The following is a 14162-nucleotide window of genomic DNA, read 5'->3' on the forward strand; positions in this document are numbered from 1 at the left end:
GTCACTGTGCTTCGCTGATCGCCCCGGGTCGGTGCCGGAGGCAGGTGTGTCTCATTACCGGGAGCGAGCCTGGGCGCGCTCATGGAAGATGAAACCGAGGCTGTTGAGCAGCAGCTGCGCCGCCAGAATCGAGGTGATGCCCGAGGGGTCGTAGACCGGCGCCACCTCCACCAGGTCCATGCCGACGATCCGCCCCTGGCTGCGCCTGGCCAGGGCCTGGATGATCTCCAGCACTTCGTAGTAGAGGAACCCGCCATGGCTGGGCGTGCCGGTGCCGGGGGCGATCGAGGGATCGAAACCGTCAATGTCGATGGTGATGTAGTAGTCGATGCCCTCGGGGATCAGCGCGAGCACGCCTTCAGTGCCCAGGCGCCGGACCTCGCGGACCGAGAGGATCTTCGACCCTGCGGCATGGGCCGCCTCGTAGTCGTCGCGGTTGGATGAGGACACGTTGCGGATCCCCATCTGGGTCATGCCGACAATGTGCTGCATCTCCGAAGCCCGGCGCAGTGGGTTGCCGTGGCCGTAGCGCACGCCGTGACGCTCATCGACAAAATCCAGGTGGGCATCGAAGTGAATGATGTGGATCGGCCCGCGCCCCTCGAACGCCTTGATCACCGGAGCGTGCACCGAGTGATCGCCCCCGAGCACCACCGGCATGGCCCCAGCCTGCAGGATCTTGCCCACGGCGAACTCGGTGTTGGCATTGCTGGTGGCCATGTCGGTATGAACGATATCCGCATCGCCCACGTCCACCATGCGCACATCGTCCGCGGTCAGGTACATCACATCGTCTTCGTGGTCGTAGGCTCCGGCGTGGCCGAAGGAAAACAGGGTCGAGGCCTCACGGATCCCCCGCGGCCCGAAGCGCGCACCGGAACGCCATTGGGTACCCATGTCGTTGGGCACCCCGAGAATCGCCACATCGGCATCCAGGGTGTCCCAGTCGGTGCACACCGGAGATTTGGCAAAGGTGCAATGGCCCACGAAAGGCAGATTCAGGCGGCCGGACTCATAACCGTGCTTCGACATGTTCAGCGTCTCCATTTCTTGTTATTCGCTGGGGCGGGCGGGTGCGGCCGCCGCCGTTGAATCGACTATGAGCGCTGGTTTATATGGAGAAAATGCTGAACATCAGATACTCATATCGGCATTGCCGATGTGTCCACAGGCGGGAGGTGTCCAGTGATTCAACTGCACGATGTCGATCTCAAGCTGCTCAGGGTATTTGCCACCATCGTCCGTTGCGGCGGTTTTTCCGCGGCGCAGGCGGCGCTCAATACCGGCCAGTCGACCATCAGCGAACAAATGACTCATCTGGAGACCCGGCTCGGGGTCAAACTCTGCCAGCGCGGACGCGGCGGGTTCCGCTTGACCGAGCAGGGGGTAGCGATTCATGAGGCGACCCAGCGCCTGCTGTCGGCGGTGGAGAACTTCTGCATGGATGCCGATGTGCTCAAGCAGCACATCAGCGGCCAGCTCAACCTGGGGATCATCGATACCACCATCAGCGACCCCGACTCACCGCTGCCGCGGGCCACCCAGCGCTTTGTCTCCAGGGGGCATGACGTGCACCTGAATGTCTACGTGGGCACCCCGGCGGAGCTGGAAGAGCGGGTGCTGGACGGGCGCCTGCACCTGGCCATCGGGCACTTCCCGATCCACGTACCGGGCCTGTTGCACAGCGCCTTGTACCAGGAGGCCCTGGGGCTGTACTGCGGCCGCTACCACCCGTTGTTCGCCAGCCAGGCCGAGACCGTCGAACTGCTTGAGGAAGTGGCCGCGAGCCGGGTTGTCGCGCGCGGCTACATGCAGCAACACGACCTGCAATGCCTGGGTGTCAGCAAGGCCGCCGCCACGGTGGACAACATCGAGGCCCTGGCAATCCTGATCATCTCCGGCGCCTACCTGGGCTTTCTGCCCACCCATTTCGCCGCTCAGTGGGTCACCTGCGGCGACATGCGCCAACTGGCGCCCGAGCGCCTGCGGTTGATGTCACCCTTTGATGTGATCACCCGACGCGGCAGCACACCGCCGCCGATCCTCGAGGTCTTTCTGGAAGACCTCGCCGCCTGTTCGCGTCAACCCGGGCCCTCATACCCAGGAAGCTGACGCACCGCCCTGCCCCTGGCCCTTGCGGTCGCACGCCATCAGCGCGAGCCAAGGGCCAGTGCCAGGGGCATATCCCGCCCGTAGATATCCGGGGCATACAGCAGTTGCCCGTGGCTGTCGGCCTGCACCGTCCAGTAGCTGAGCAGGATCGGCACCGGCTTGGCCAGGCGGAACTCGTGGGTCAGGCCGGTGGCCAACAGCTCGTTGGTGCGCAACCGCTCCGCCGGGCTGAGCAGCCAGTCGCGCAGTTGCAGGGCCTGCTCGACCCGCACGCAGCCGGAGCTGAAGGCCCGCGGCCCCTTGCTGAACAGCGCCTGGCTCGGGGTGTCGTGCAGGTACACCGAGAACGGGTTGGGGAAGCGGATGGCGATGCGCCCCAAGGGGTTGCGCGGGCCGGCGCCCTGGCGCAGGAGGATGTTGCCGGGGCGGTCCCAGTCGATGTCCTCGGCCGCCAGGGGCTGGCCGTTGGCATCCAGCACCTGCAGGTTCTGGCGGTTGAGGAAACCCTGGTCGCGGCGGATTTCCGGCAGCTTGTCTTCCTTGAGGATGGTCGGCGGCACGGTCCAGGTGGGGTTCAGGGTCAGCCGGGTGACCTGGGATTTGAGCAAGGGCGTCTGGCGCTCCGCGCGGCCGACCTGGGTGCGGGTCTGCCAGACCACCGCGTCGTGCTGATAGAAGGTCAGCTGGGCGGCGGCAACGTTCACCAGCACCAGGTTCGGCTCGTAATCCTGGGCCAGCCAGCGCAGGCGTTCGAGGTTGATGCGCAGCTGTTCGCGGCGCTCGGCCGGGCTGATGTTCATCTCTTTCAGGGTGCCCGCGCCGACCACACCGTCGGCCTGCAGCGAATGGCCAAGCTGGAAGTTCTTCACCGCGCTGACCAGCTCGCCGCTGTAGGCGTTGTCCGGGTTGACCACCGGGCTTTGCAGGTAGCCGCCGTGGTACAGGCGCAGGGCCAGGTCCGGCACCCGCTTGTCCTGCATGTCCGGGCGCAGCAACGGGCCGCCGGCCACGGCCTGCCACTGGGGCAAGGGTTGCTGGCGCTCATGGGCATAGGCCTGGCGCAGGTTGCGGTATTGCGCGAGGCTGGGGCGCGCCTGCTCGAAGGCCGTGGCGATGTGGGCAATGCCCGGCACGGCAATCGCCAGCAGCGCGCTCTGGCGATCGTCCGGCAGCGGCTGGGCCCGCCACATAGGCTCGAAGCGGCTTTGCGCCAGGCGACCGTAATGCAGGTCCTGCAGGGCTTGCAGGTACTGATGGGTGATATCGATATCGCTGCACAGGCCATCTCCCGCCGAGCTCGCCTGCGGCAGGCGGTAGTGGCCCGGGTCCAGCCCGTCGTCCACCAGTTGCGCCAACTGCGCCTGCAAGCTGGCCAGGCGGCCCGCCACGGACCACACTTGCTGTTCGCCCTGTTGCTGGTAGAAGCCCTGCAACAGCTGCTGGGCCGGGGTATTGAGCCGCGGCGCCAGGGCCGGGCAGGCCACGGCCAGTTGCGTCAGCGCCGTTTGCATCGGGCTCGCCGACAGCTGTGGCAGCTCATCGGCCAGCGCGACCAATGGCGCAGCGAGCAGGCACAGGGTCAAGTAACATGCGGTTTTTTTGAACAACTGCTTTACTCCAATCCGTGGGCGCCCAGCGGGCGGCCAACCATTACGGCAGATGCGGAAAACAATCGGGCCTGGGCGTTAAACATATAGACCAGACTGCCGGGGGAACGACAGGACGTCAGGAGCCAAAGTGACCATGGGGACGCTCTATACATGTTGAATTTCTTGTGCCGGTTCTGCCTGGTGGCCATTGCCCTGGGCGCCTTTTCCATTTCGTCCTTCGCCGCCAGTAAAGTCCAGCCCGTCGCCAGCCCCACGCTGTACGCCAGCCTCGCCCACGCCGCCCCGCAACTCAATCCCCAGGCCCTGAAAAGTGCCCTGAGCGCCATGCAATGCGCGGTAGGCAGCGGCGCCCGACAAGCCCGCCACCTGGCGGTGATCGACTACTCGCAGCCCTCCACCGAACGGCGCCTGTGGATCTTCGACCTGCGGACCAAAAAACTGGTGCTGCGCGACCTGGTGGCCCACGGGCAGAAATCCGGGGAAAACTTCGCTACCCAGTTCTCCAATCGCCTGGGCAGCTACCAATCCAGCCTGGGCCTGTTCCGCACCCAGGAAAGCTATGAAGGCAGCCATGGCTACTCGCTGCGCATGGACGGCCTGGAACCGGGCTTCAACGACCGGGCCCGGGACCGCGACATCGTGATCCATGCCGCCGACTACGTGAACCCCTTGTGGAGCCAGCGCCAGGGCCGCATCGGCCGTAGCCAGGGCTGCCCCGCGGTGCGCCCGCAAGTGGCGCGCCAGGTGATAGACAAGCTCAAGGATGGCCAGTTCATGTTCTCCTGGTACCCGGACCAGCGCTGGTTGAAAACCTCGCCCTACCTCAACTGCCAGCCACGCCAGGTGGCGAGCATCCTCAGCGCCAACGGCGGCTGAGCAAGCCGGCCGGATGCTCGGCGCCTGCCCTCTTCGCAGTTGCGCCGCACGCTGGCGGCGAGATACCGTTACCGACCTGGAACGCCACCTCGCCCGAGCTCCACGCCATGCCTTCGCCACATGCCCTGCTTCTGCAACAGCCCGGACCACGCCCGGCGTTCTACCGGGTGGCCGAACGCCTGTGGGGCGCTGGCTGCAATGTGGATTCCGATGGCGACAGCCGGACCACCGACGATGACCAGTGGACCGAGCTGACCCTGATACTGCGCAATTCCAGCCAGCAACGGCTGGACATCGAGCCACTGTCCCTGGCGCCCCTGGTCCTGCTGATCCGCGCTTCCCAGGCGGACCTGGGGCAAAAGGCCGCACAGTTTATCCAGTCGGTGGCAGGCGGCACACTCCAGGCACCCATCAAGGACCGATAAGGATCACGCCCTGCCCCCCCGCAGGCGCTGTCCTTCACGACAGGCAGTACTCCCATGACTCCACCCGAAATCGACTTTTTCCCCGACTTCATCGCCGACCCGCATCGGCTGTTCAACCACCTCAAGGACTCCGTGCTGTGGGACGAGCGCATGCGTGCGCGCAAGACCGCCAGTTTCGGCGCGCCCTACGACTACTCGCAAATCACCTACCCCGCCGTGCCGATGCCCGAAGCGCTGGAGCAGTTGTGCGGGCCCATCGAGCAACTGCTGGGCTTTCGCCCCAACAACTGCCTGCTCAACTGCTACCCCGACGGCCAATCCTCCATGGGCTTTCATTCCGACGCCAATGAACAGTTGGTGACAGGCACCGGGGTGGTGATCGTCTCCCTGGGCCACGCCCGGGCCATGGTCTTTCGCCACAAGGAAAGCGGCGCCACCTTCGACTACAGCCTGGCCAGCGGCTCGCTGCTGCACATGTCGGACGAACTGCAGAAACACTGGCTGCACGCGATCCCCAAGGCGCCGGACGCCGGCGAGCGCATCAGCCTGTCGTTTCGCCAGCTCAAGACCGGGTAGTGCTGGACTCGGTCAGGATCGGCCCTTGACTCAAGGGCCGGGCCATCGACAATGCCCGGCTGTATTCAGCGTTTGCCCCGAGGCCCCATGCAGTTGCTTCCCTGGTCCTACCCCTGTCCCGAAGGCTTCACCCTGCGCGGCCTGCGCTCAGCGCCTTCGGGCAAGCCGCTGCTGCACTTCCTGCACGGCAACGGTTTCTGCTCCATGGCCTATCAGCCGATGCTGGCGCTGCTGGCCGAGTCCTTCGACCTGTGGCTCAGTGACGTCCAGGGCCACGGCGATACCGACCACGGCGGCCCGTTCCTGGGCTGGAACCGCACCGCCGAACTGGCAGCCGAAGCCTTCGAAGCCGGGCTCGATGCCTATGGCGAGGTACCGCGCTATGCGCTGGGCCACAGTTTTGGCGGGGTGCTCACCTGCCTGATCATCGCCGAACGCCCGCAACTGTTTCGCAAGGCGGTGATGCTGGACCCGGTGATCTTCACCCCCTCCATGATCGGCTCCCTGGGCGTGCTGTCGGCCCTGGGCCTGAACCGCCGCCACAGCCTCGCGCGCAAGGCCGCCGCCCGCCGCCGGCGCTGGCCGGACCGCGCCGCCGCCAAGGCCGCGCTGGCCAACCGGGGCATCTTCAAGGGCTGGAGCGACGCGGCCCTGGCCGCCTATGTCGAACACGGCCTGAAGGACGACGAACAAGGCGTGGCCCTCAAATGCGCCCCCGAGCGCGAAGTGGATATCTACAGCTCCTTTCCCCGCCGCCTGTGGCGCTCGCTGCGCCAGGTGAAGACCCCAAGCCTGGTGATCCATGGCCGCGACAGCTACCCCTACGTGGCTCGTTCGATCAAGCGCTGGGCGGCCATCAACCGGCACCTGAGCACTCAGGTGATCGATGGCCAGCACTGCTTCATGCAGGTCGACCCGGCCACCAGCGCCCGCTCCATCCAGGGCTTTCTCCAGACCGAAGGCCGGTGAAAGCCGCGGGCCAGGCGCCCGCGACAGATGTCACCGTGCTATCATTGGCGGGTTTTCCAGGCAGGCCGTGCAACCTGTCGATCCTGGAAAGCACTGGACAAAGGCGCCGATCAGATGCGCCTGCCGCCTGCCTTGTGTGCAAAAAGCCGACGGTGCCGTGGGGCCTGGCCCCACCGCGCACCGCACCGATGCAAACCGCGACTCGCCTCGCCGGTTGTACTTTTTGCCGCCACAAGGAACACAGTCATGCTCTTGAGAACGATGAACATTTCCCGCCGCGCAGGGTTCAGCTTCGCCCTGATCGCCCTGCTGGCCCTGGCCCTGGGAGGTTTCTCCCTGCTGGAAATGCAACGCATGAACCAGCAATCCCTTGAGGTCGACCAGAACTGGCAGCCATCCATCGTTGCCGCCAATGCCCTGGCCCTGACCAGCACCCAGATCCGAACCCTGACCCTGCGCATGCTGGTGGTGCGCGACAGCGGTGACGTGCAGGCCTTGCTGTCGCGCCTCAACGAACTGGAGCAACAGCAGGATCGGCAACAGCAGGCTTATGAAAAACTGATCAACGTCGACGACGAACGCGCCGCCTACGAGCGTTTTGTCGAAGCCGAGGCGCTGTACCTCAAGGACCAGCACCGGATCACCGACCTGATGCGCCAGGGCCACAAGGAAGCGGCGATCGACATCGTCGACGGCGGCCCGTTCCTGGCCAATGCCGACGCCATGCTCAAGGAATTGCTGACCATCATCGACGTCAACACCCGGGGCGGTATCGCCGCGGCGGCGCAAAGCAACCAGGTGTTCAAAGGTGCGGTGGGCATGGTCCTGCTGATCATGCTGGTCGTGGTGGCCCTGACCGTCGTCCTGGCCCTGTTCCTGACCCGCAGCATCGTGCGCCCCCTGGGCCAGGCCGTGGAGGTAGCGGAAACCATCGCCCGCGGTGATCTCGGCCAGAGCATCGCAGTCAGCGGCAAGGACGAACCGGCGCGCCTGCTGCACGCCCTGCAGACCATGCAGGCCAGCCTGCGCGGCACCCTGCAGCGGATCGCCGATTCGTCCAACCAGCTGGCCTCCGCCGCCGAGGAACTGCACGCGGTCACCGAGCATTCCAGCCAGACCCTGCACCAGCAAAGCAACGAAGTGGAACAGGCGGCCACCGCGGTCAATGAAATGACCGTCGCCGTGGAGGAAGTGGCGCGCAATGCGGTGAGCACCTCCGAAGCCTCGCAGGAAACCGACCGCACGGCCCATCACGGCCGCGAGCAGGTACAGCACACCGTCGACTCCATCGGCCAACTGGCCGAAGACGTGACTCAGACCTGCCAGCGGGTGGAAAACCTGGCGGTGGACGTGCGCAATATCGGCCAGGTGCTGGAAGTGATCCGCTCGATTGCCGAACAGACCAACCTGCTGGCGCTCAATGCCGCCATCGAGGCCGCGCGGGCCGGGGACGCCGGACGCGGCTTCGCCGTGGTCGCCGACGAAGTGCGGGCCCTGGCCCATCGCACCCAGCAGTCGACCCAGGAAATCGAGAGCATGATCAACACCATCGAGGAAGGCACCGAAGGTGCGGTCAGTGCCATGCGCAACAGCAACGAGCGCGCCCACCTGACCCTGGAAGCCGCCCGCGCTTCGGGGCTGGCCCTGGACCAGATCACCCAGGCCATCACCACCATCAACGAGCGCAACCTGGTGATCGCCAGCGCCAGCGAGGAACAGGCCCAGGTCGCCCGCGAGGTGGACCGCAACCTGATCAATATCCGCGACCTGTCGACCCAGACCTCGGCCGGGGCCAACCAGAGCAATGCCGCCAGCCAGGAGCTGTCACGCCTGGCGGTGGACCTCAATGCCCTGGTGACCCAGTTCAAGCTTTGACGCTTGCCGCTTCAGAAGGCGTAGCGGCCGATCACCTGCCGGACCCTGGCTAGCGCCACGCCCAGATCGGCCATGGCCACCGAGCCCAACGCCAGGCGAATGGCGTGGGGCACCGGGCCGGCGCCGACAAAGGGCTCGGCGGTGGACACCGAGACCTTCTCCCGCAGCAGCGCCATGGCCACCTGATCGGCCCGGACTTCCTCGGGCAAGGGCAGCCAGAGGAAGTAGGAGTTCGGATGGCTGACATAGGCCAGCCCGGCCAGGGCTTCCCGGGCCAGGGCCTGGCGGGCCTGGGCATCCTCGCGCTTCTGGTGCTCCAGGCGCGCCACCGTGCCGTCCTCGATCCAGGCACAGGCCATGGCGGTCATCACCCCCGGGGTGTTCCAGGTGCTGGTGCGGATCGCACGCTCGATCAGCGCCACCCAGGCCGGCGGCGCCACCACATAACCGACCCGCAGGCCGGTGGCCACATTCTTCGAGAACCCCGAGATGTAGACCGTGGTCTCTGGTGCCAGGGCAGCCAGCGGCGCGGGAGGATCCTGGGCCAGGAAGGCGTAGGCGGCGTCTTCGATGATCAGCAGCCCGTGGGCCCGGGCAATCGCCACCAGGCGCTGGCGCCAGGCCAGGTCCAGCACCCAGCCCATGGGGTTGTGCAGGGTCGGCATGGCGTATACCGCGCGCACCCGCCGCCGTTGGCACAGGCGCTCGAAGGCCTCCAGGTCCGGCCCCTGCTCGCCCAGGGGAATGGCCAGCAGTTCCAGCCCGTGGGCCTCGGCCACCACCTTGAACCCGGGGTAGGTCAAGGCATCCACCGCCACCACATCACCGGGCCTGAGCAACGCCATCAGGGTGGTCGACAGGCCGTGCTGGGCGCCGCTGACCAGCAGCACCTGCTCGCCCTCCACCACCAGCCCATGGCCTGCCAGGTAGCGCGCTACCGTGGCCCGCTCATGACTGCGCCCGGCGTGGGGCTGGTAGCGCAGCAAGGCTTCCAGGTCGCCGGTCGCCGCCAACTGGCGCAAGGCGCTACGCAGCAGTTCGGCCTGGCCGGGCAACGCCGGGTAGTTGAAGTTCAGGTCCAGGGTGCCCGGTGCCGTAGCGGGCTGGTCCACGCCCTGCCCTGGCGGCAAGGCGGTTTCCCGGACATAGGTCCCACGCCCGGTTTCGCCGCTGACCAGGCCCATGGCTTCCAGCTCGGCATAGACCCGCGATGCAGTGACCAGGGCCAGCCCTTCCCGCGCCGCCAGCTCGCGATGGGTGGGCAGGCGGGTGCCGGGGGCAAGGATGCCGGTACGGATATCGGCGGCAAAGGTGTCCACCAGTTGTTTGTAGCGGGCACGGGCCATAGGCGCTGTATCCATGACAATTTTTTGATTGTGCTGATTTTCAATCCTAGGATGGGCTCGACACAAGCCCCGCCGCTGCGGCCTCCCACTTCTTGAGCACTCCCCGAATGGAACGGACATCGACCCTGCAATCCCCAGCCCTGGAAAAAACCGCCAGTGGCTGGCTCAACGGCTTTATCGGCGTGCTGATCTTCAGCGGCTCACTGCCGGCCACCCGGGTCGCGGTGCTGGAGTTCGACCCGCTATTCCTCACCGTGGCCCGGGCCACCATCGCCGGGCTCCTGGCGTTGTGCATCCTGCTGCTGTTCAAGCAGCGCCGTCCGAGCCGCGCCCAGCTCCTGCCCCTGACCATCGTTGCCCTGGGCGTGGTGCTGGGCTTTCCGCTGCTCACGGCCCTGGCCCTGCAGTACGTGACCTCGGCCCATTCCATCGTGTTCCTTGGCCTGTTGCCCCTGGCCACCGCGGTGTTCGGCGTGCTGCGCGGCGGCGAGCGGCCGCGCCCTGTGTTCTGGCTGTTCTCGGTGCTCGGCAGCCTGTTGGTGGTGGGCTATGCCCTGTCCCAGGGCCTCACGGCTTCACCCGAGGGTGACCTGCTCATGCTCCTGGCCGTACTGGTATGCGGCCTGGGTTATGCCGAAGGCGCCAAGCTGTCGCGCACCCTGGGCGGCTGGCAGGTGATCTCCTGGGCCCTGGTGCTGTCGCTGCCACTGATGGCCGCACTGACCCTGTTCAGCATGCCCGCCTCCTTTAGCGGCATCAGCCTGCCGGCCTGGGTCAGCCTGGGCTACGTATCGCTGTTCAGCATGCTGATCGGTTTTGTCTTCTGGTACCGCGGGCTGGCCCAGGGCGGGATCGCCGCTGTCGGCCAGTTGCAGTTGCTGCAACCCTTTTTCGGCCTGGCCCTGGCCGCCGGCCTGCTCCACGAGCACGTCAGCCTGGGCATGCTCGGGGTCACCGTGGCGGTGATCCTCTGCGTGGTCGGGGCACGAAAGTGTTCCAAATAAGTACAAGGCAGTGGCGGCGCTTGCCGGGCTGCCACTGATTGCGCGGGGATATGAAGCAAGAACCGCAAAGGGCTCGGGGGTCAGGTCGGAGAGATAGTCGCGAGCGCACCGAGCGCGATGGTCAAGGCTAAAAATCCAAACAAGAAAAACGCCATCTTAGTCATCAGGCCTCCTGAACAGTAGGTATGCGGTGCAGCGGGCCCGGTCTCCAGCCGTAAAGCCGGCCGGGCGCGCCATTTTCAAACCATGGCTGTTCTGATAACAGACGCAGATGCGCAAGAAAAATACGGATCAGATGCGCCGCACCGGCCTCCGCTACCTGCTTGCTCGCCCTCGCGCCACTTGCCCCCGATGCCATGCTGGAAGCAGAAAACCGGAGCACGCCGACGTGCTCCGGTGGCGGGGTTGGCCGATCAGGCCAGTTCTTTACGCAACTGACGGGCCGCGTTGACCATGTGCACCAGGGCTGCTTCGGTTTCCGGCCAGCCGCGGGTCTTCAGGCCGCAGTCCGGGTTGACCCACAGGCGCTCGGCAGGAATGCGCTGGGCGGCCTTGCGCAGCAGGTTGGCCATTTCCGAGGCATCCGGCACCCGTGGCGAGTGGATGTCATAGACGCCCGGGCCGATCTCGTTCGGGTAGGCGAAGGCTTCGAAGGCGTCCAGCAGCTCCATGTCCGAACGCGAGGTCTCGATGGTGATGACGTCCGCATCCATGGCGGCGATGGACTCGATCACATCGTTGAATTCGCTGTAGCACATATGGGTGTGGACCTGGGTTTCATCACGCACGCCAGAGGCGCACAGGCGGAACACTTCGGTGGCCCAGTCCAGGTAGTGCTGCCACTGCGCCCGGCGCAGCGGCAAGCCTTCACGGAACGCGGCTTCGTCGATCTGCACGATCCTGATGCCGGCGGCTTCCAGGTCCAGCACTTCGTCGCGCATCGCCAGGGCCAGTTGCCGGGCCTGCACTTCGCGGCTCACATCTTCGCGCGGGAAAGACCACATCAGCATGGTCACCGGGCCGGTGAGCATGCCCTTCATCACCTTGTCGGTCAGGCCCTGGGCGTAGCGGATCCAATCCACGGTCATGGCTTTGGGGCGGCTCAGGTCACCGAAGATCACCGCCGGCTTGACGCACCGGGAACCGTAGCTCTGCACCCAGCCGAAACGAGTGAACACATAGCCGTCCAACTGCTCGGCGAAGTACTCGACCATGTCGTTGCGCTCGGCCTCGCCGTGCACCAGCACGTCCAGGCCCAGGCGTTCCTGTACCAGCACCGCGTGGCGGATTTCGCTGTGCATGGCTTCGGTGTATTCGGCCACGCTCAGCTTGCCCTGCTTGAACGACTGGCGCGCCAGGCGGATCGAGGCGGTCTGCGGAAACGAACCGATGGTGGTGGTGGGGAACAGCGGCAGGTCGAGGCCGGCGCGCTGCTTGGCGATGCGCTGGGTGAAGGCTGAGCGCCGCTGGCTGTCCTTGGGGGTGATGGCCGCCACCCGAGCCTGTACCGCCGGTTTGTGGATGCGTGGCGAGGCCGCGCGGCTGGCCTGTACGGCGCGGCTCTGCTCCAGGGCCTTGAGCACCGTCTGGGCCTGCGGCTGGTTCACCGCCTGGGCCAGTACCGCCACTTCCTGGCATTTCTGCACGGCGAAGGCCAGCCAGCTCTTGAGCTCGGCGTCCAGCTGGTCTTCACGGTCCAGGTCCACCGGGCTGTGCAACAGCGAGCAGGAAGGCGCCACCCACAGGCGCTCACCCAGGCGCTCATGGGCGTGCTGCAGGGTGGCCAGGGCTTTTTCCAGGTCGCAGCGCCAGACGTTACGCCCATTGACCAGGCCCAGTGACAGCACCTTGTAGGCCGGCAGGCGATCGAGGATGGTCGGGTACTGCTCGGGAGCACGTACCAGGTCGATGTGCAGGCCATCCACCGGCAGGTTCGCGGCCAGGCCGAGATTCTCTTCCAGGCCACCGAAATAGGTCGCCAGGAGTTTTTTCAGCGGCTCGCGCTGGATCTGGTTGTAGGCGCGTTCGAACGCGTTTTTCCAATCCTGGGGCAGGTCCAGCACCAGGATCGGCTCGTCGATCTGCACCCACTCCACGCCCTGGGCCGCCAGGCGCTGGAAGATCTGGCCGTACAGCGGTAGCAGGCGGTCCAGCAGCTCCAGCTTGTCGAACTCGGCGCCCTTGGCCTTGCCCAGCCACAGGTAGGTCAGCGGGCCGATCAGCACCGGCTTGACGGCGTGCCCCAGGGCCCGGGCCTCCTCGACCTCTTCGAAGAGCTGCTCCCAGCCCAGCTGGAATTGCTGGCCGGCGCCGAATTCAGGCACCAGGTAGTGGTAGTTGGTGTCGAACCACTTGGTCATTTCCTGGGCGTGGGCACCGCCGCAGCAGCCGTCGCTGACGCCACGCGCCATGCCGAACAGGGTCTGCAGGGTGGCTGGGCCATGCTGCGGACGGAAACGCTGGGGAATCACGCCGAACATCAGGGAATGGGTCAGAACCTGGTCGTACCAGGCGAAATCGCCCACGGGCAGCAGGTCGATCCCGGCGTTTTTCTGCAGCTCCCAGTGAGTCTTGCGCAGATCACGGCCCACGGCGCGCAGGCCGGCTTCGTCGAGTTCGCCCTTCCAGAACGCCTCTTGCGCTTTCTTCAGTTCACGGTCGCGGCCAATGCGCGGAAATCCTAGAGAATGGGCCAAAGCCATGACATGCAACTCCCCTGTGTTTGATGGAAGCCATTGTCGGCACTCGGCACTTGGTGAGACAAACTCATTTTAATCGCGATGATCACAAGTTCCATTCATGATCAAACAGGCAGATCAGACACTGCCGCAGGAGGCCGCGCGCCCTTCAGGCTGCTGCCCGGGGTGGCCCGGGCCAGCTACAGGCCTGCGACCCGGTGCAGATCTGCGCCCCCGTCAGCGGCGAGCCAACTTATACCTCAGGCAATCCTCGTTAAAGCTTTTGCGCAATGCCTCGGGCTTGATCCGCGAGGGGCTGTCGTAGGTCTGCTCGGTAATGCCCAGGGCCATCATGCGCATCCAGCCCTTGCTGAACTTGTAGGTCTGGATCTTCTGCCGCGCCGCATACAGCGACACCCCGGACAACTTCAATTCCTGGGCCCTGGCGGCAGTGCCCGCCCCCCAGCTGCAGACATACCGGTCATTGGCCGCCAGCTCCCGGGCCTGGGCCGCAGAAGCCCCGCCCAACAGGGCAAACGAAGTCAGCGTAATCAACACATGGCGCATTTTGCGGTCACCTAACCACCTGAAAATAAAGTGATTTTGGCGACACTTCAGACTGCCCGGGGCCAGTACTTTGCCTTCTCGATCAAGGCAATGTGCCTGCCAATGCTGGCCACTCGCGCGGCAC

The 14162-nt window shown here is 65.7% G+C and carries 12 protein-coding genes; 7 read left to right on the top strand and 5 right to left on the bottom strand.

All coding sequences use genetic code 11. The annotated features are described in order from the left end of the window. Positions 1-54: 54 nt before the first annotated feature. Positions 55-1032 (bottom strand): agmatinase, encoded by a 978-nt coding sequence (speB, locus tag BLS75_RS07085; protein WP_072452372.1) that lies wholly within the window; start codon positions 1030-1032, stop codon positions 55-57. 153 nt (positions 1033-1185) lie between these two features. On the opposite strand from speB, the gene BLS75_RS07090 reads away from it, so the two are divergent. After that, on the top strand, positions 1186-2112 hold the full coding sequence (locus tag BLS75_RS07090) for a LysR family transcriptional regulator (RefSeq protein WP_072452373.1): 927 nt from the start codon (positions 1186-1188) through the stop codon (positions 2110-2112). A 38-nt stretch (positions 2113-2150) separates the two neighbouring features. Here the strand turns inward: BLS75_RS07090 and BLS75_RS07095 are convergent, their stop codons facing one another. Beyond that, positions 2151-3719, bottom strand: coding sequence for a L,D-transpeptidase family protein (locus BLS75_RS07095; RefSeq protein ID WP_072452374.1), 1569 nt, complete (start codon positions 3717-3719; stop codon positions 2151-2153). 153 nt (positions 3720-3872) lie between these two features. Here BLS75_RS07095 and BLS75_RS07100 point away from each other — a divergent pair, with 153 nt between their 5' ends. The 5 genes from BLS75_RS07100 to BLS75_RS07120 all read left to right on the top strand — a co-directional run bounded on the left by BLS75_RS07100 (position 3873) and on the right by BLS75_RS07120 (position 8443). Continuing rightward, entirely contained in the window at positions 3873-4598 is a 726-nt protein-coding gene (locus tag BLS75_RS07100; protein WP_072452375.1) for a murein L,D-transpeptidase catalytic domain family protein, read from the top strand. A gap of 107 nt (positions 4599-4705) precedes the next feature. Further along, positions 4706-5023, top strand: coding sequence for a hypothetical protein (locus BLS75_RS07105; RefSeq protein ID WP_072452376.1), 318 nt, complete (start codon positions 4706-4708; stop codon positions 5021-5023). A 54-nt stretch (positions 5024-5077) separates the two neighbouring features. Continuing rightward, on the top strand, positions 5078-5599 hold the full coding sequence (locus BLS75_RS07110; RefSeq protein ID WP_015635171.1) for an alpha-ketoglutarate-dependent dioxygenase AlkB family protein: 522 nt from the start codon (positions 5078-5080) through the stop codon (positions 5597-5599). Between the two features lie 87 nt (positions 5600-5686). After that, positions 5687-6568: an alpha/beta fold hydrolase gene (locus BLS75_RS07115; RefSeq protein WP_072452377.1), complete on the top strand. Its 882-nt coding sequence runs from the start codon at positions 5687-5689 to the stop codon at positions 6566-6568. Between the two features lie 246 nt (positions 6569-6814). Further along, positions 6815-8443, top strand: coding sequence for a methyl-accepting chemotaxis protein (locus BLS75_RS07120; protein WP_011060705.1), 1629 nt, complete (start codon positions 6815-6817; stop codon positions 8441-8443). Between the two features lie 11 nt (positions 8444-8454). Here BLS75_RS07120 and BLS75_RS07125 read toward each other — a convergent pair whose 3' ends face one another. Continuing rightward, the gene (locus tag BLS75_RS07125) at positions 8455-9789 is read right to left on the bottom strand and encodes an aminotransferase-like domain-containing protein (RefSeq protein WP_072452378.1); all 1335 of its coding nucleotides are present in this window, start codon (positions 9787-9789) and stop codon (positions 8455-8457) included. Between the two features lie 107 nt (positions 9790-9896). On the opposite strand from BLS75_RS07125, the gene BLS75_RS07130 reads away from it, so the two are divergent. Then, positions 9897-10793: a DMT family transporter gene (locus BLS75_RS07130; RefSeq protein WP_015635166.1), complete on the top strand. Its 897-nt coding sequence runs from the start codon at positions 9897-9899 to the stop codon at positions 10791-10793. Between the two features lie 413 nt (positions 10794-11206). Here BLS75_RS07130 and metE read toward each other — a convergent pair whose 3' ends face one another. Together metE and BLS75_RS07140 are read right to left on the bottom strand one after the other, a co-directional pair. Next, complete coding sequence (metE, locus tag BLS75_RS07135; protein ID WP_072452379.1) at positions 11207-13495, bottom strand: 5-methyltetrahydropteroyltriglutamate--homocysteine S-methyltransferase; 2289 nt, start codon at positions 13493-13495, stop codon at positions 11207-11209. 213 nt (positions 13496-13708) lie between these two features. Further along, the gene (locus BLS75_RS07140; protein ID WP_015635164.1) at positions 13709-14038 is read right to left on the bottom strand and encodes a hypothetical protein; all 330 of its coding nucleotides are present in this window, start codon (positions 14036-14038) and stop codon (positions 13709-13711) included. Positions 14039-14162 lie beyond the last annotated feature (124 nt).

It is taken from the genome of Pseudomonas sp. NFPP12 (assembly GCF_900103205.1).
GTDB classification, from domain to species: domain Bacteria; phylum Pseudomonadota; class Gammaproteobacteria; order Pseudomonadales; family Pseudomonadaceae; genus Aquipseudomonas; species Aquipseudomonas protegens.